This window comes from Moraxella marmotae (genome assembly GCF_042219885.1).
Taxonomy (GTDB): domain Bacteria; phylum Pseudomonadota; class Gammaproteobacteria; order Pseudomonadales; family Moraxellaceae; genus Moraxella; species Moraxella marmotae.
The window spans coordinates 1464833-1481487 of the sequence record NZ_JBHJHR010000002.1 but is presented as its reverse complement, the minus strand read 5'-3'; the positions used below and the strand labels follow the sequence as shown (position 1 = coordinate 1481487).

At 45.6% G+C, this 16655-nt stretch carries 15 protein-coding genes and 2 tRNA genes; 8 read left to right on the top strand and 9 right to left on the bottom strand.

Features of this window, described 5'->3' with window-relative positions; genetic code table 11:
- Positions 1 to 4: 4 nt before the first annotated feature.
- Positions 5 to 1237 (bottom strand): porin, encoded by a 1233-nt coding sequence (locus ACFBZI_RS06805; RefSeq protein WP_375715633.1) that lies wholly within the window; start codon positions 1235 to 1237, stop codon positions 5 to 7.
- Between the two features lie 520 nt (positions 1238 to 1757).
- Between ACFBZI_RS06805 and murB the strand changes: the two genes are divergently transcribed.
- The 8 genes from murB to ACFBZI_RS06765 all read left to right on the top strand — a co-directional run bounded on the left by murB (position 1758) and on the right by ACFBZI_RS06765 (position 8117).
- Positions 1758 to 2801 carry a UDP-N-acetylmuramate dehydrogenase gene (gene murB / locus ACFBZI_RS06800; RefSeq protein WP_375715632.1) on the top strand — a complete coding sequence of 348 codons (1044 nt, stop codon included), beginning with the start codon at positions 1758 to 1760 and terminating at the stop codon, positions 2799 to 2801.
- A complete protein-coding gene (locus ACFBZI_RS06795) occupies positions 2794 to 3540 on the top strand; it encodes a YdcF family protein (protein ID WP_375715631.1) in 747 nt (248 codons plus the stop codon). The genes murB and ACFBZI_RS06795 overlap by 8 nt, the downstream gene beginning before the upstream one ends.
- Positions 3541 to 3874: 334 nt before the next feature.
- A tRNA-Ser gene (locus ACFBZI_RS06790) sits at positions 3875 to 3965 on the top strand.
- Positions 3966 to 4067: 102 nt separating this feature from the next.
- Positions 4068 to 4158, top strand: a tRNA-Ser gene (locus tag ACFBZI_RS06785).
- A gap of 91 nt (positions 4159 to 4249) precedes the next feature.
- Complete coding sequence (locus ACFBZI_RS06780) at positions 4250 to 4882, top strand: LysE/ArgO family amino acid transporter (protein ID WP_375716330.1); 633 nt, start codon at positions 4250 to 4252, stop codon at positions 4880 to 4882.
- A 349-nt stretch (positions 4883 to 5231) separates the two neighbouring features.
- Positions 5232 to 6959, top strand: coding sequence for an arginine--tRNA ligase (argS, locus tag ACFBZI_RS06775; protein WP_375715630.1), 1728 nt, complete (start codon positions 5232 to 5234; stop codon positions 6957 to 6959).
- Between the two features lie 41 nt (positions 6960 to 7000).
- A complete protein-coding gene (locus tag ACFBZI_RS06770; protein ID WP_375715629.1) occupies positions 7001 to 7687 on the top strand; it encodes an AzlC family ABC transporter permease in 687 nt (228 codons plus the stop codon).
- Between the two features lie 67 nt (positions 7688 to 7754).
- Positions 7755 to 8117: an AzlD domain-containing protein gene (locus ACFBZI_RS06765; protein ID WP_375715628.1), complete on the top strand. Its 363-nt coding sequence runs from the start codon at positions 7755 to 7757 to the stop codon at positions 8115 to 8117.
- A 145-nt stretch (positions 8118 to 8262) separates the two neighbouring features.
- Here the strand turns inward: ACFBZI_RS06765 and ACFBZI_RS06760 are convergent, their stop codons facing one another.
- The 8 genes from ACFBZI_RS06760 to nuoI form a co-directional block, all read right to left on the bottom strand.
- Positions 8263 to 8883: a nicotinamidase gene (locus ACFBZI_RS06760; protein WP_375715627.1), complete on the bottom strand. Its 621-nt coding sequence runs from the start codon at positions 8881 to 8883 to the stop codon at positions 8263 to 8265.
- A gap of 33 nt (positions 8884 to 8916) precedes the next feature.
- The gene (locus tag ACFBZI_RS06755) at positions 8917 to 9726 is read right to left on the bottom strand and encodes a ferredoxin--NADP reductase (RefSeq protein WP_375715626.1); all 810 of its coding nucleotides are present in this window, start codon (positions 9724 to 9726) and stop codon (positions 8917 to 8919) included.
- 234 nt (positions 9727 to 9960) lie between these two features.
- A complete protein-coding gene (locus tag ACFBZI_RS06750) occupies positions 9961 to 11439 on the bottom strand; it encodes an NADH-quinone oxidoreductase subunit N (RefSeq protein WP_375715625.1) in 1479 nt (492 codons plus the stop codon).
- A gap of 2 nt (positions 11440 to 11441) precedes the next feature.
- On the bottom strand, positions 11442 to 13217 hold the full coding sequence (nuoM, locus tag ACFBZI_RS06745) for an NADH-quinone oxidoreductase subunit M (protein WP_375715624.1): 1776 nt from the start codon (positions 13215 to 13217) through the stop codon (positions 11442 to 11444).
- Between the two features lies 1 nt (position 13218).
- Positions 13219 to 15090 (bottom strand): NADH-quinone oxidoreductase subunit L, encoded by a 1872-nt coding sequence (gene nuoL / locus ACFBZI_RS06740; protein ID WP_375715623.1) that lies wholly within the window; start codon positions 15088 to 15090, stop codon positions 13219 to 13221.
- A 3-nt stretch (positions 15091 to 15093) separates the two neighbouring features.
- Positions 15094 to 15414 carry an NADH-quinone oxidoreductase subunit NuoK gene (gene nuoK / locus ACFBZI_RS06735; protein ID WP_375716329.1) on the bottom strand — a complete coding sequence of 107 codons (321 nt, stop codon included), beginning with the start codon at positions 15412 to 15414 and terminating at the stop codon, positions 15094 to 15096.
- A 50-nt stretch (positions 15415 to 15464) separates the two neighbouring features.
- Positions 15465 to 16106, bottom strand: a complete 642-nt coding sequence (gene nuoJ / locus ACFBZI_RS06730; RefSeq protein WP_375715622.1) for an NADH-quinone oxidoreductase subunit J — start codon at positions 16104 to 16106, stop codon at positions 15465 to 15467.
- Positions 16103 to 16651 (bottom strand): NADH-quinone oxidoreductase subunit NuoI, encoded by a 549-nt coding sequence (nuoI, locus tag ACFBZI_RS06725; protein WP_375715621.1) that lies wholly within the window; start codon positions 16649 to 16651, stop codon positions 16103 to 16105. Before nuoI ends, nuoJ begins: the two co-directional genes overlap by 4 nt.
- Between the last annotated feature and the right edge of the window lie 4 nt (positions 16652 to 16655).

Genomic DNA, 16655 nt, shown 5'->3' with positions numbered 1-16655 from the left:
CATATTAGAATGAGAATGATACGCCAACATTGGTAGTTAACTGTTTACGGTTACTAAACTCGCCTTCGGTGATATAGTTGGTGCTTCGTAAGTCACTGACTGTACCATTCAGGGTAACACCTTTATATAGCTTATATTGCAAGCCGGCACTGTATCGCTCTTTTTTGACTCGGTTAAATACAACTGCTTCTGCACTAGAATAAGGCTCCAAACCAGCGTTCAAATCCAAAAGTTTTGCAAAGTCTGCCGGTCTGTCATTTTTAGAATTACTGCGTCCGTAGCTTAGTGTACCTTTTAGGCGTGGCGTAAATTCATAATTAAGCTTTGCACCGTAAGTGGTCTTATCGATCCCACTGGTTGCAACACCATTGTAAGTCTCTTGGCGTTTGCCATAATCCAAATCAACTTTCCAGTTGTTGTAATTAAAACCAACACCCAACAAGTAAGCATCTGCCTTTTGAGCTGCGTCATAGTAATATGAACTGTCATGACCTTTGCTACGAGCATAACCGCCTGCCAGTGTCAGCGTTTTTCTTGGGGCAAAATCAAACTCATATTTGGCAGAAGCACCATCACTATGATGCCAGCCTGTATCCTTGTTATCATTAATATCTGCCGACTGAGTTAGCATGTGATAAGCAGACAAGGTCAGATTGGGAATGCCTGTATAGCTGGCATTAATATTAGTACCTGAATCATTTAAAGTATTGAGCAGTCCCAAGCCAGTTTGGCTGACACCAAGTCCGTTATTATATCCACCGATGTTAATACTGCCCAATTCACCAAACGAACCAAAGTCAAAGCCCACACCCCAATAAGCACCCCAGTTGCTGGCAGAATTTTCTCTAGCTTCTACCACAAGAGAGCTGTTGGCGGTAATTTTTGGTGTTAATTTTTGGCTGGCGTAAAACTGGATTGTCCCTGTATTTAGCCCATCAAGTCTTAATTGCTCATCGCTATCCTTACGATCTTGGTTGGCAAGTACATCAGCAATGCTACCATTTTCACCAAAAATCTCAGGATCGCCATAAGTATAGTTAAACTTATTGGATCTTGTGCTAAATTCAGGATTGACTGTACCATAGATACCCAGAGTTAGGCCGTTTTTAACCGATGGTATCTGTAAATACATCGCATGAGCTGGCATTACAGCCAACGCCAAAGCAGATGCAGAAATCGCCCAGCAAAGCTGTCTAGCCAGTGGGTGAAGGTGGGGGGGGTGAGATGGCTTGTGCATAGAAAATCTGTTCTCCTTAACACCAAAAATAACATCCAAGTCATAGATACAAACGATTGATTAGCTAATCTTGTGTCATCAGACTTAGACGGCTACCGTATATCATTTGCTTACATAAACATAACTAAAGATTGTGCTAATGTAACCAAATGATACAAAAATTTTTGTTTTCGTAGAATAATGTTGATTTTGGAAATTGTCAAGAAAAAAAATAGCTTTTTTGTCTTTTTATTATGCTTGGTGGTTATAAGTCGTTATGGAATCTCAGACCAATAAATGGTGATTTTTATTTTCCCTTGTTTTAATATGGTTCATTATTGATAATTTGGCATGTCTTAATGTATCTTAGGTGAAAATTAATTGTCAATCCATCTTTATTACCATTATCAAATTATCTCAATTAAATTATCATGATCAATCCAGACAATACCACCCCTTCATTGACTTAGCCCGCCTGCTACCGCTATAATGAAAGCATGATTATCCTTAACTTATTTTGCCCAATTTAGCCAAACCGCCGATGACAAATACTTACCAAAATTATGACTTATCCGCCATGAACACCATGGCACTAAGCTCATACACAGACACTGCCATTATTGTCCATGATGAAAATCAGCTGCCAAGCATTCGCCCTACCACGCCGTGGTTTGTGCTGTCTGGTGGCAGTAATGTGCTGCTGCCCAGTCGCTTGCACGCCACAGTGATTCTGCCACGCATGATGGGCAAAACCGTCCTGCACGAAGACGAACAAAGCGTCCTGCTGCAAGTCAATGCTGGCGAAAATTGGCATGAGCTGGTCAGTGATTGCACCGCCAAAGGCTGGTACGGACTGGAGAATTTGGCACTGATTCCCGGTTTGGCAGGGGCAGCCCCTGTACAAAATATCGGTGCTTACGGCGTGCAGCTTGAAGATGTGCTAGACAGCGTGCGTGTCTATGAATGGGCAAGCGGTCAGTTTGTAACTTTGGATAATCGTGAGTGTCGTTTTGCTTATCGCCACAGCATTTTTAAGGACGAGCCAAACCGCTATCTGATCACCGCCATCACCCTACGCCTGCACAAAGACAGCACACGCACACGCTCAAGCTATGGCGATTTGCACACACACGCACAAGCCTTAGCACATGCTGATGGGCGTGATACCATCTGCCCTACAGATGTTTATCATGCGGTCATCGCCATTCGCCAAAGTAAATTGCCTGACCCCAAAGTTTTGGCAAATTGCGGCTCGTTTTTCCAAAACCCCATCATCTCGCTTGAGCAATTTAACCACTTAAAAGCCCAGCACCCAAATCTGCCCAGCTATCCTGCTTATGAACAATTTGTCAAAATCCCTGCAGGCTGGCTGATTGATCAAGCAGGACTCAAAGGCGGCGGCATCGCACCGATATTGACACACACCAAGCAGGCACTGGTCTTAACCAATCATGCACCGCTCATCGCCACCCAAGACGACATCGCCGCTACCACCTTGCACATCATCAAGACAGTGCAACAAAAATTTGGCATCACTTTGGTGCGTGAACCTGTCTGGGTCAATCACGATGGTAGCTATGCCTAACCACAACCCCAAACCGTCGGCATTACGCCGTATGGTCAAAAAACTGCTGCGATTTATCATCATCGGCAGTATCGGCGTCGCTGTGATTGTAGCAAGTATGCTGACGCCGATTTTTGCCAATGTCGGCACAGGGCTGTTGTCCTTATATTCCACGCTGACCTTGCCCAAAGTCTCCACCCCTGCCAGCAGCATTGTCCTGCTGGGTGGCGGATTGACACGCTCATCAACAGGCAATATCACGCTCAATCATTATAGCCAAAGCCGTGCCGATCAAGCCATCAGCCTACATCACGATAAGCCCTTAAACATCATCACCAGCGGTGTCGAATCGCCATGGCTGCGTGATTATCTGCTGGAGCATTTGGGACAAAAAGCCATCATCATCAACGAAAACGCCAGTATGAACACTTGCGAAAATGCCGTTTTTACCGCCAAATTACTTAGTCATCACGAGCTGCCCACCACCGCCTATCTGGTGACTGACCGCTACCACATGGCCAGAGCTCGTCGCCAGTTCGCCAAGGCTGGTATTGACACCATCGCCATACCAGCACCGCTTGCCATCAGTCCCAGCTGGACACGCCCAAAGGATAACCTGATCCACACTCGCCGCACGATTTATGAAATCGCTGCCTTGATGCGAGATATTTTCGCTCCCCAAGAAAATTGCCGCACGGACAATCAAATCAGCATCGAAGAAATCAGCACACCCCGCCGTGAACCAAAACTGTTTTTATAAATCGCTTTTATTTGCTTTTTTTTGCAAATTATTTATAAAATTATCCTTATCTTGATCTTGTGATTTTTCAACCTTGATTTGGCTTAGCTTAGCTTAACTTGATCTAACTTGGCTTATCTTAGCTATTTTGTCTTGAATGATTTTTGTTTAATGATTTGTGTTTCAATGATGCGATTTAAGGCATGATTTAGGATATTAACTCATTCAAACAGTCAAAGCCAATCGGTTAATTTTTTCAGGCACGGCAAAATCCGACAAAAATTTCACGCAAATTGATAAAAACCGATAAAAAACCCTTGCATTTGCAAAAAATTAAGCTATAATACCACGCATTGGAAGCTTGGCAGAGCGGTTGAATGCACCGGTCTTGAAAACCGGCGTGGGTTTATAGCCCACCGAGAGTTCGAATCTCTCAGCTTCCGCCATTATTTTTGATACATTTTGTATGATTTGTGATTGCAAATGATACAAGTTGCTTTTTATAGAGCATTAATATTAATAGTATTAATAGCTTTTGATAAGTTTTAGGAAGCTTGGCAGAGCGGTTGAATGCACCGGTCTTGAAAACCGGCGTGGGTTTATAGCCCACCGAGAGTTCGAATCTCTCAGCTTCCGCCATTATTATACGACGCCCCATCTGGTTGGATTGGGGCGTTTGTTTCTTTGATGTTTTTGTATGCTTTTATTTAAGGGTTGTATGGATAATAGCATGTTTTCGCCTGCCTTTATTCAAGGCTTGTTGGTATCTGGCGGCTTGATTGTCGCCATCGGCGCCCAAAATGCCTATGTACTCAAACAAGGCTTGCTAAAAAATCATATTTTTTGGGTGGCATTGACCTGTTTTTTGTGTGATTTTGTGCTAATCAGCTTTGGCGTACTTGGTTTTGGCTCGCTCATCAGCCAAAGCCCTATGGCAACCATCGTCCTTGCCATCGTTGGTGCGTTATTTTTGTTTGTCTATGGCTTGCGTGCGTTGCGTTCTGCCATCAGCGGCAGCAGTGGCTTGGCAATCGACTCAAGTCAGCAGCAAGCCACCATCGCCGCCACCATCGGCACGACTTTGGCACTCACCCTACTAAACCCCCATGTCTATCTGGACACCGTGGTGATTATCGGCGGTGTCGCAGGGACATTAACGCCAGAGCAAAAACTCGCCTTTTTGGCAGGTTCGCTCACAGCGTCCGCCCTGTGGTTTTTTGGCTTAGGCTACGGAGCCCGCCTGCTCATTCCTTTATTTAATAAACCTGTCACTTGGCGAGTCTTGGACGGCATAATCGCCTTAGTGATGTGGGCAATCGCCCTAAGCCTTGCCATGTATGCTTATCAGCTGTATTTGTCATGATGCCAATTTACCCTACCAATTTGGTTTAACTAATATTAAATTTAATCAATTCTAAATCAATGCTTGCTTTTGTAGTAAAAGCAAGCATTTTTTTTATATTGCCCAATTTTTATCAAAGTTTGTAACAAAAATCCATCATCAAACCCATAAAAATAATAAGTCATCAAACGCTTGGCGTGGATTTTTGATAATTTTGCAAGATTTTTTGGCAAAAATTTGTTATCATTATTCGTTTTAATCAACATTTATCAGCATTTGTTAGCGTGGTATTGTCAGCGTTTTAACGGCATTTTGGCGTTATTTTTATTTTTATTTTTCATCTAGAACTTTGATAAATAACAGGAAACTCATGAATATTCAACACATTTTATCCGATAAAATCAAACAAGCGATGATTGCAGCTGGGGCAAGCGAGCCAGTGGAAGCCTTGGTGCGTCAGTCAGGCAAGCCGCAATTTGGCGACTATCAAGCCAATGGCATCATGGCCGCCGCCAAAAAACTGGGCAAAAATCCCCGTGAATTTGCCCAAGCGGTGCTAGAGCAGCTCAATTTGGACGACATTGCCACCAAATTAGAAATTGCAGGTCCAGGTTTTATTAATATTTTCTTAAAAGATGAATGGCTAGCAAATTGTGTTGCCAAAGCAAATCAAAGCCAAACACTAGGCATTGACACCGACCAAAAACAGACCATCGTGGTGGACTATTCATCGCCCAATGTCGCCAAAGAAATGCATGTTGGGCATTTGCGTTCAACCATTATCGGTGATAGTGTCGTCCGCACACTGGAGTTTTTGGGCAATCAAGTGATTCGTGCCAATCATGTCGGCGACTGGGGAACGCAGTTTGGCATGCTGATTGCTTATTTAGAAAAAATGCAAAATGGCAACGCTACCGATATGGATCTGTCTGACTTAGAAGCCTTTTATCGTGAAGCCAAAGCCACTTATGACAATGATGCCGATTTTGCTGAAAAATCACGCAATTATGTGGTTAAACTTCAAAGTGGTGATGAATATTGCTTATCCATGTGGCGTAAGCTGGTGGATATCACCATGCAGCAGTGCCAACGCACCTACGATAGATTGAATGTTACACTAACCACCAAAGACACCATGGGTGAAAGTCTGTACAATCCGATGCTGCCTGATGTGGTACAGACGCTAAAAGACAAAGGCTTGGCAAGTGAAGATGATGGTGCAGTGGTTGTATTTTTAGATGAATTTAAAAATAAAGACGGCGATCCGATGGGCGTTATCGTCCAGAAAAAAGACGGTGGCTATCTGTACACCACCACCGACATCGCCGCCGCCAGCTATCGCTGCCACACGCTTAAAGCAGACCGTGCCATGGTGTTTTCGGACAGTCGCCAAGCACAGCACATGCAGCAGGCATGGCTGATTACCCGTAAAGGTGGCTTTGTGCCTGACGATTTTATCCTTGAGCATTTTACCTTTGGCATGATGCTAGGCAAAGATGGCAAGCCGTTTAAGACTCGCAGCGGTGGTACGGTAAAACTGGCCGATTTGTTGGACGAAGCGATTGAGCGAGCCAGCGTGTTGATTGACGAAAAAAATACCGAATTGAGCGACAGCGAAAAACAAGCGGTGATTGATGCGGTGGCTATCGGCGCGGTCAAATACTCGGATCTGTCCAAAAACCGCAACACCGACTATGTGTTTGATTGGGACAATATGCTGTCTTTTGAAGGCAACACCGCCCCTTATATGCAATACGCCTACACACGCATTCGCTCTATCTTTACCAAAGCTGGCTTGGATTTGCACGCTTTGACAGGCGAAATTGCCATCGGTAATGACAAAGAGCACCAGTTGGCGATTAAATTATTACAATTTGAAGAAGTGCTATTGTCAGTCGTCAAAGACGGCATGCCACATCTGTTGTGCCAATATCTGTTTGAATTGGCAGGCATTTTCTCAGGATTTTATGAATCCTGCCCAATTTTAAGCACCGAAGAGCCAACCAAAACCAGTCGTCTGCTGCTGGCTGCTTTGACCGCCAAAACGCTAAAACAGGGCTTGACCTTGCTTGGCATTAAGACCGTTGAAAAAATGTAATTTTGGCATGTGTCAGCGTATGATTGGTGTGTGATTAATCTATGAAAAACACGCAAGCATTTATCCACGGCTGCCAGTCCGCCCTGCCGATTGCCTTGGGCTATGTCCCTGTGGCGATTGCTTTTGGCATGGCAGCAGCGGCAGCGGATTTGCCGATTTGGATTATCATCGCCATGAGCGTGTTTATTTATGCAGGGGCCAGCCAGTTTTTGCTGTTTGCGTCTATCATGAGTGGTGCCAGCGTTTTGGCGATTGTTGGCTTGTGTGCTTTGCTTGACAGTCGGCATCTGCTTTATGCACCACTGATGAAGCGACATCTAAAATCCAGTCAAGGCATGATTTGGGTAGCACCGCTGATTACCGATGAAGTGTTTGCTACCGCCATGGCAAAGCTTGACGGCATCGAGCGACAAAAGCCATGGCTTGTCGGTCTGGCGGTGGTGTCGTGGGTGTCGTGGTGGGGTGGCACGATTTTGGGGATTTTTGGCGGTAAATTATTGGCAAATTACCCCATCATGAGTGCCACTATGAATTTTGCCTTTGTGGCGTTATTTGTTTCATTATCCACGCACGCCTTTCTCCAAGAACCCCGCTTTCGCCCTGCTTTGATCGTCGCAGCCATCATCGCCGTGCTATGTACGCACTTTGGTCATGGTGAAGTTGCCCTATTGGTGGCGGGATTTGCTGGTGTCATCGCCCAGTTCGTGCTTGATAAATGGCGACGCTGACCGCCAAACATTTAACAATAAACCGCCCACATAGCCAAATAATTTTAAAAACCTAAACCCAAAAATCATGTTCAACCAAGCCAATGTTACAACGCTTATCATCGCCGTCATCAGCATGGCAATTTTGACCGCCTTATCTCGTGCCTTGCCGTTTTTGTTGCCTGATGATTCGCCAGTGATTCGTTTTTTTACCGCCAAAAACTCTCCGTTGGCACCACTGGGCGGTGCAATCATCATTGCCATGACCATGGTACTTGCCGTGCCGTTTTTTGGCACAAGCGATGCTAACAGTCCTTGGCTTGCCAGTATTTTTGGCATCGTCGCCACCATCATCGCCACTTGGCGTGGCGTCAATACAGGCATGAGCGTGATTATTGGCATGATGGGGTTTTTATTGGGCGTGTTAATTGTTAAATTGTTTGGTTTATGATAGCTTATGACATTTGTAATAAGTGGTAATTAAAATTGGCTTAAAAATTATCCAATTATCCAATTATCTAATTATCTAATTATCCAATTATCTAATTATCCAATTATCCAATTATCCACCACTTTAGCACAACGCAGCTTATCAGCTAAAGCAAAATCACGCCTGCCGTTTGCATTGCCGCCATCGCCTGTGCCAGTGAGCCATTTTGATCAATGGCGGCGGTTGCGTCTTGGATTACATGGCAGCGAAAACCTGCCTTGATGGCGTCCATCGCTGTCCACGCCACGCAATAATCCAGAGCAATGCCGACCACATACACCGTGTCAATGCCACGCTCGTTCAAATATCCCGCCAAACCCGTACGCCTGCCATCGGCTTCAAAAAACGCCGAATAACTGTCCACCGCTGGGTGATAGCCCTTGCGGATAATCAGCTCGGCATGGGCGATGGACAAATCGGCATGAAAATCAGCGTCCGCCGTACCTTGTACACAGTGACTGGACCAAAGCACTTGCTTACCATAAGGCAAGTCAATGATTTCAAAAGGGTTCTTACCATGATGATTGTCGGCAAATGAGATGTGATTGGCTGGGTGATAATCTTGGGTCAAAATCACATGGTGAAATTTTGCCGCCAAGTTATTGATTGTTGGGATAATTTTCTTAGCACCAGCGACCGCCAAATTGCCGCCAATAAAGCCATTTTGCACATCAACGACAATCAATGCCGTGCTGTCTTGGTTGATTGAATCAATTGATACTGGCATACATACCCCCTTTACCGATTTGTTAAATTTATCTTACCAATAATTTTCAACAGCGATATTGCCCACGCCACGGCGGTTCATCGTCAAGCCCTGAGCCTTGAGTGCTTCTTTGGTGTCTTCGACCATCTGCGGATTGCCACACAACATCACATGGGCAGTGTCATCAAGGGCAACGCCAGTGGCTTTGGTCAATTCGCCATCATCAATCAGCTTAGGGATACGCTCAGACAAGCAGCCTGCCACTTTTTCTCTAGTAACAATCGGCAAATAATGAAAACGAGCCGCATTTTCGACCAGCGAGCCAAATTCATCAGCCAAATTGTTAATTTTTTCTTGATAAGCCAATTCTTGAGTCGTGCGAGCGCTGTACACCAGTACGATGTCTTGGTATTTTTCCCAGACATACAAATCCTGCAAAATCGACAAAAACGGCGCCAATCCTGTGCCTGTCGCCAATAGCCACAGAGTTTTTGGTGCTGGCTCTTGGTAGCGAGACAGCGTCAAAAAGCCAAACGGCATGGGATTAAGGTACAATTTATCGCCCACTTGCAGATGCTGCAATTGCGAAGTGAACGCCCCATCAGGCACGACCACCGAAAAAAACTCCAGCACTTCATCATAAGGCGATGATGCCACCGAATAAGCACGAAAAATGCGTGCTGCAATCGCAGGCTTGGGCTGGTCGGCATTGGCTGCCAATTCACTGGCTGCCATACCCAGACGGACAAATTGCCCTGCTTCAAAGCGAAAACCTTCAGGGCGTGTCGTGGTAAAACTGAACAATGTCGGCGACCAGACGGTTTTTGATAAGACGGTTATAGCAACTGCACTGTCATCGCTCATGATTATATTCCTGTGTTTGTGTTGTGTGTTTTATGCAAATTAAATTGTCGGCATTGTACTTGTCAGCAATACACCAAAATGATTTACCCAAAATCATGGTTTAAAATCATTTGTGTAAAATTAGCCAATTAAAATTGTCTGCTAAATTGCCACTATACCAAAGCCCACAAAACAAAACAAGCACCGATTGGTGCTTGTTTGTTGCTACTGATTTTAGCAGTAGTGTGGCGGATATTAGCGAACAAATGCCAAACTCGCCAGCTGCATCATGCCTTCTGGTAAAATACCAAACACCACAACCAGCAGCGTAACAATCATCACCATCACGCCACCAGCTTTGATGCCCCAATGTTCGTGGGCGTCAAATTCAAAATTGACTTTCGGTTTTTTGTACAGATTGACCAAAATGCGTAGGTAATAATACAAACCAATCGCACTGCCCAAAATAATCATGCCTGCTGCCCAAAACTGCAAACCCTGCACCGCCGCCAAGAAAATGGTGAACTTGGTGATAAAGCCTGCGGTCAGTGGAATGCCTGCCAAAGACAGCAACATCACCGTCAATACCGCCGTCAAAACTGGACGACGCCAGAACAGACCTTGATAAAAACGCAAATCGTCCGCTTCACCGCCAATGGAAGTGTGTCCACGCTCACGATATGGGCTAGACATCAGTGTAATCACCCCAAAGGCACCGATGGAAGTCAATGCATAAACCGCCATGTACATACTGACCAAGCCGATACTGCCTGCACCAACAGACAGCAGTGCAATCAGTGCATAGCCAATGTGGGCAATGGACGAATACGCCAGCATACGCTTTAGGTTGTCTTGACGGATTGCCAACAAGTTACCCAGTACAATGGACAGCACAATCACCACAATCAGCACGGTATCAAAGGCAGGTGTCATCATCGCCAAGCTGCCAATAAAGAAACGAAGTGCCAATGCCATCATGGCAACTTTGCTCACACTGGCCAAAAATGCCGCCACTGGTGCTGGCGCACCTTCATAAACATCGGACACCCACGCATGAAATGGTGCAGCCGATAGCTTAAAGGCAACTGCCGACAGCATCATTACCACACCGACGACAGTTAGGCTTGAGATTTGCCCTGATAATAAAATCTTTGCCAAATCCTTAAACAACAAAGTGCCTGTATCAGCAAAAATCAACGCCATGCCCATCAAGAGCGTCGCCGATGCTGCCGCCGACATGATGAGATATTTTAGGCCAGACTCCAGCGAGCGAGAGCGTAAAAAAGTGTACGCCAACATGCCATACATTGGTACGGACAACAGCTCAAGCGACATCAAAAACGCTGCCAAATGCTCAGCACCAGTCATCAAGATCGCACCAAGCGTTGAAATCAGCATCAACAAATACAGCTCATCTTTGTTGTCTTTTAGAGTTTCAAAATATCCATAAGACAAAGTACAGCATGCTAATGATGCAATCAAAATTACACCAGTATTAAAAATCGCCAAGCCATCAAAGACAAACAGCTCACCAAAAGTACTACCGATAGAGATCAAGCCTGCAGCTTGTGCCACCACCGCCAATAAAGCGGCGTTTAGTCCAATGACACTTAAGGTTGCCGTCCAAAAATGCGAACGCTTAAGAGCAATGGCAATCATCACCACAAGGGCAGTGATTGCCACCACCAACGCAGGCAGCAATGACGAAACAGATGCAAAAATCATATGGTCCATGATTACTCTCCTTGCTCAGATTGGTGGTTATGCTCATGATTGTGATGATGGTCATCGTGGTCATGATGCTCGTCATGCTCATGATGATCATGTTCATGATCGTGATGATGGGCAGTGGCATCATAACCTTGACCGTGCAACTGGTGATGATGCTCGTGCATATAGTCCCCCATATTGCCATCAATCAAACGCACGCCATGATTGGGCTTGTCCAATGGCATCACTTCGCTGGCATAGGCACTTGAGATCCACTGCATAGAGCTTTCGGATTTGTCCAATAATGCTTGTGGATACAAACCAAGCCACACCAAACCTGCTGCCAAAGACAGCAGCAAGACCAATTCACGCTTGCCCAAGTCTTTTAGCTTGCCTTGGTTTTGTTGTACCAAATCTAAAGTGGTGTTTTTGCCAAATAACGCTTGATAAATCATAATCAAAGCATACAAACCTGCCAAGACCAAACTTGCCGTCGCCAATGTGACAAAAATTGGGTGTTTGGCAAATGAGCCAAGCAAAATCAAGAACTCACCAATGAAGTTACCTGTACCCGGAATGCCCAACAATGCCGCACTAAAGAACATAAGCAGCGGTGCGATATAGCGGAATTGTCCCCACATACCACCCATCAAAGTCATATCTCGTGTATGCAGACGCTCGTAGAGCTGACCTGCCATGATGAACAATGCCGCACTGGATAGACCATGAGCAATCATCTGCACCATCAAACCTTGTAGCGAAATCAATCCACCATCATAAATCGCCAGCACGACAAAGCCCATGTGCGACACACTGGTATAAGCCAATAGACGCTTGATGTCCGTCTGAGCAAATGCCAAAAACGCCCCATAAAACACGCCAATCATACCCAAAGTGATGGCAATCGGTGCAAATTCTGCCGATGCGTTGGGAAATAGTGGAATCACAAAACGCAACAAGCCAAACGCCGCCGTCTTAATCAAAATACCTGCCAAGTCCACCGAACCTGCCGTTGGTGCTTGGGCGTGCGCATCTGGTAGCCAGCCATGCAATGGGAACACTGGCAATTTCACCGCAAAACCGATGAAAAAGCAAATCATGATGACATATTCCCAGCTGCCCAAGTTCAGACCCAGCAAATCATGATAATCAAAACTTAACACACCTGTTTGGCTAAAGTGGATAATCACCAACAGCAAAATGCCAATCAGCATAATCAAGCCAGATGCTTGGGTATAAATAAAGAACTTGGTTGCTGCGTATTCTTTGGTGCGGCCGCCAGTAGCATTATGCCCCCATAGCGAAATCAGAAAATAAATCGGCAACAGCATCAATTCCCAAAAGAAAAAGAATAAGAATAAATCCACTGCCAAAAATACACCAATCACGCCGCCCAATGACCAAAGCAGATTTAGGTGAAAAAACCCAACACGGCGTTGAATCTCACCCCATGAACAGCCAACCGCCATGATGCCCAAAAACGCCGTCAAAGCCACCATCAGCAAAGACAAGCCGTCCATTGCCAAATGAAAACTGATGCCAAAACTTGGAATCCACGGCACAATAAACTGTGCCGCCCAAGGCAAATTGGCAGGATTGACCACGCCGTCTGTCGCCAACAAAGTGTCAAAATCACCTTGATGCCATAGCGTCATCGCCAAGCCAAAAGTGGCAACCATGCCAAAAAGTGCAATCCAGCGTGGCAAGCGGTCGCTGACTTTCTCAATCAACCAGCACAACAAACCAGTGATAAACGGGATTGCAATCAATGCTGGCAGTATCCAATTTTGTTCTAATGTCATTTTACACCACCATCATCATTGCTAAGATTAAGACAATCACCAATCCCAAACCAAAACCAAGCACATGGGTGCGTAACAGTCCTGTTTGAGTTTTGGCAACCAGTTTGTTGCCCACAGACGCCAGTGCTGGAAAAATGTTGATCAATTTATCCACTGGATCGCCTTTGAGCAGTTTGGCAATGCCTAAAAATGGTTTTACAAATACAAAGTCATACAGTGCATCAAAGCCCAAACCGTGATAGCACCAATGGTATAACGCCCCACCAATCGCCGTGTTTTTGAAATTTTGCAACAAGCGACCTTGGTTGATGGCATATAAAATCACCGCAAGCACCAAACCTGCTGCCATCGCCGCCAAAGCGATGTACTCGGCAGTGTGCTTGATGTGCGCTTCACCAGCTTGCTCTAATAGCTGACCCGGTCCTAGCGGCAACACTTCGCCCAAAGGTGGCACAATCATCGCCCCCAAGCCAGTCGATAGCACCAATAGCACCGTCAAAGGTAGCCAGTAAGAGATGCCAGACAGTTTCTCGGCGTGGGTTTTTTCTTTGCCAAAAAAGGTAATCCAAATCAAGCGGAAGGTATAAATGGAAGTTAAAAACGCCCCAAATACCCCTGCCCAAAATAGGGTTTGATAGCCGCCTGCATAGGCTTCCCACAAAATAGCTTCTTTGGAATAAAAGCCCACGGTAATCCAAGGCAATGCCACCAAAGCACCGCCACCGACCACAAAGCAAGCAAAGACCAGTGGGATTTTTTTGGCAAGTCCGCCCATCTTAAAGATGTTTTGTTCGTGATGCACAGAGATAATCACCGCACCAGATGCCAAGAATAGCAAGGCTTTAAAAAATGCGTGCGTCATCAAATGAAAAATCGCCGCTTGCCATGCACCCACACCCAAAGCGATGAACATATAGCCCAGCTGACTCATGGTTGAGTATGCCAAGATGCGTTTGATGTCCGTCTGTGCCAAAGCACAAAAACCTGCCACCAGCATTGAAATTGCCCCAATGCCACCAACCCAGTACAGCAGCACTTCAGGCGTTAGGATAAATAGTGGGTGCATACGAGCAATCAAGTACACGCCTGCAGTAACCATCGTCGCTGCGTGAATCAATGCCGACACTGGCGTTGGACCTGCCATCGCATCAGCCAGCCAAGTGTGTAGCGGAATCTGTGCCGACTTACCCCAAGCACCACCAACGAGCATCATAGTGATTAAGATGGCGGTTGGGTTATTTAGGCTCAAAACTTCTGGCGTGCGTGTGATGATTTCGCTGATGGTCAAAGTACCAAATTCACGGAACAGCAAAAACAGACCAATCGCCAAAAAGACATCACCAACACGAGTTACCGTAAAGGCTTTGATGGCGGCACGGCCATTGGCACGCTCATGAAAATAAAAGCCAATCAGCAAATACGAGCAGATACCAACGCCTTCCCAGCCCAAATACAAAAGCAGCAAATTGTCCGCCTGCACCAGTAACAACATACTGGCGACAAACAAATTCAGATAGCTAAAAAATCTGGCAAATCCTGTCTCACCATTCATGTACCACGAAGCAAACAGGTGAATCAAAAAGCCAACACCTGTAATAATGCCTGTCATGGTCAAGGTCAAACCATCAAAATGTAGCCCAAACGCTGGGGCAAATTCGCCCACTTTTAGCCAAGTCCATAAAGGCACATTGGCCGCTTGACCATTAAAATTTTGTAAATAATCTATTGATGCCATCAAAGCGGCAATGGCGGACAATAGCATTGAGCCGACACCGATGATAGTCGCCGCCAACTGCGATAAGCGATCTCGCAGGCTTGCCAATAACAAAAATCCAATCAATGGGCAAATAAAAGTCCATGCTAGCATACTCATCACTCACCCCTTTAACTTATTGGCTTGATTAACATCAAGATTGCCAAATCGATGATAAAATTGCAACAAAATCGCCAATCCAATCGCCGCTTCTGCTGCCGCCAAAGTCAGTACAAAAATGAACATCACTTGTCCATCAGCAAGACCCCAAATATTGCCACCAACAATAAACGCCAACGCCGTGGCATTCATCATAATCTCAAGGCTCATCAGCATAAACAGCACATTGCGACGAGCCATCACCCCTGCCAAGCCAATGGCAAACAGTATCGCCGACAAAATCAAGGCGTGCGATGCAGGAATGCCCAAATTGGCAAAAACCATGTTGGTTTGTGTGCTGATTTGTTCAATGGTTGTATGCACAGTCGCTGTCATTACAGACCCCCTTGTCGTTTTGAGTGGTCAGTGAATACTGGTCCATCTGGCTGATGGTTGGCAGCATTAGCACCTGCTTTTGAATCTTGATAATGGCTAAAGTTCTCATCGTCCAGTGCTTTTTTGCCCAAATGATAAGCCGCCACCAACGCACCCAACAACAAAAACGCCGCCACTTCAACCAATAGCACATATTGGGTGAATAAGCTGATACCGACTTGTTTGGCATCAATGCTCTGCTCGGATAATGTTACCGATGCATTTGGTGAGCTTAGGATAAACGCCGTCAGCATACCGCCAATGATTAAAGTTAGGCACACAGGTGCTGCCCACGCACTGGCACTAAGCCATGCTTTTTCTTCGGCGACATCTTTGCCCAAATTTAGCATCATAATCACAAAGACAAACAGCACCAAAATCGCACCAGCATAGACGATAATCTCAAGAATACCTGCAAATGGCGCACCCAAAATAAAGAAAATCCCTGCCACAGCAAGCAATGACACAATCATTGACAAAATGGCATACACAGGATTTGCATGCATGACCACACGCAAACTGGCAAAAATGGCAACTGCCGCAAGCACATAAAAGCCCACCGCATTGGCATTGCTTAATAAATCAGATAATATGGCTATCATGGTAATAAACTCCGCACATCAATCGGTGCAGCTTCGTTTTGATGCGACCCTTTGGGTTGATTTTTGGTCGCCATGCCCGTCACACGATAATAATTATATTCAGGATATTTACCCGGCCCTGAAATCAGCAAATGCTCTTTTTCGTACACCAAATTTTGGCGGTTATACTCGCCCAATTCAAAATCTGGCGTAAGCTGAATTGCCGTTGTTGGGCAGGCTTCTTCACACATGCCACAAAACACGCAGCGGCTAAAGTTGATTCGGAAAAACTCTGGATACCAGCGGCCATCTTCACGCTCGGCCTTTTGTAGGCTAATACAGCCAACTGGACACGCCACCGCACATAAGTTACACGCCACACAGCGTTCATCACCATCTGGATCTCGAGTCAGCACAATGCGGCCACGAAATCTTGGCGGTACTGGAACTGGCTGCTCTGGATATAAAATGGTATCTCGTGGACGCAGGGCATGGCTATTGACCATCCACATCGAACGGACGATACTTGCAATGCCAACTGCCGTATTTTTTAGGGTTGTAAGCATAATG

Coding starts and splice junctions, on each gene's coding strand:
- nuoJ (WP_375715622.1), bottom strand. CDS start 16,106: ATGATAGCCATATTATCTGATTTATTAAGCAATGCCAATGCGGTGGGC.
- ACFBZI_RS06760 (WP_375715627.1), bottom strand. CDS start 8,883: ATGCCAGTATCAATTGATTCAATCAACCAAGACAGCACGGCATTGATT.
- ACFBZI_RS06805 (WP_375715633.1), bottom strand. CDS start 1,237: ATGCACAAGCCATCTCACCCCCCCCACCTTCACCCACTGGCTAGACAG.
- nuoK (WP_375716329.1), bottom strand. CDS start 15,414: ATGGTTTTTGCCAATTTGGGCATTCCTGCATCGCACGCCTTGATTTTG.
- ACFBZI_RS06770 (WP_375715629.1), top strand. CDS start 7,001: ATGAAAAACACGCAAGCATTTATCCACGGCTGCCAGTCCGCCCTGCCG.
- ACFBZI_RS06755 (WP_375715626.1), bottom strand. CDS start 9,726: ATGAGCGATGACAGTGCAGTTGCTATAACCGTCTTATCAAAAACCGTC.
- argS (WP_375715630.1), top strand. CDS start 5,232: ATGAATATTCAACACATTTTATCCGATAAAATCAAACAAGCGATGATT.
- nuoM (WP_375715624.1), bottom strand. CDS start 13,217: ATGACATTAGAACAAAATTGGATACTGCCAGCATTGATTGCAATCCCG.
- murB (WP_375715632.1), top strand. CDS start 1,758: ATGACAAATACTTACCAAAATTATGACTTATCCGCCATGAACACCATG.
- ACFBZI_RS06750 (WP_375715625.1), bottom strand. CDS start 11,439: ATGGACCATATGATTTTTGCATCTGTTTCGTCATTGCTGCCTGCGTTG.
- ACFBZI_RS06765 (WP_375715628.1), top strand. CDS start 7,755: ATGTTCAACCAAGCCAATGTTACAACGCTTATCATCGCCGTCATCAGC.
- ACFBZI_RS06795 (WP_375715631.1), top strand. CDS start 2,794: ATGCCTAACCACAACCCCAAACCGTCGGCATTACGCCGTATGGTCAAA.
- nuoI (WP_375715621.1), bottom strand. CDS start 16,651: ATGCTTACAACCCTAAAAAATACGGCAGTTGGCATTGCAAGTATCGTC.
- ACFBZI_RS06780 (WP_375716330.1), top strand. CDS start 4,250: ATGTTTTCGCCTGCCTTTATTCAAGGCTTGTTGGTATCTGGCGGCTTG.
- nuoL (WP_375715623.1), bottom strand. CDS start 15,090: ATGAGTATGCTAGCATGGACTTTTATTTGCCCATTGATTGGATTTTTG.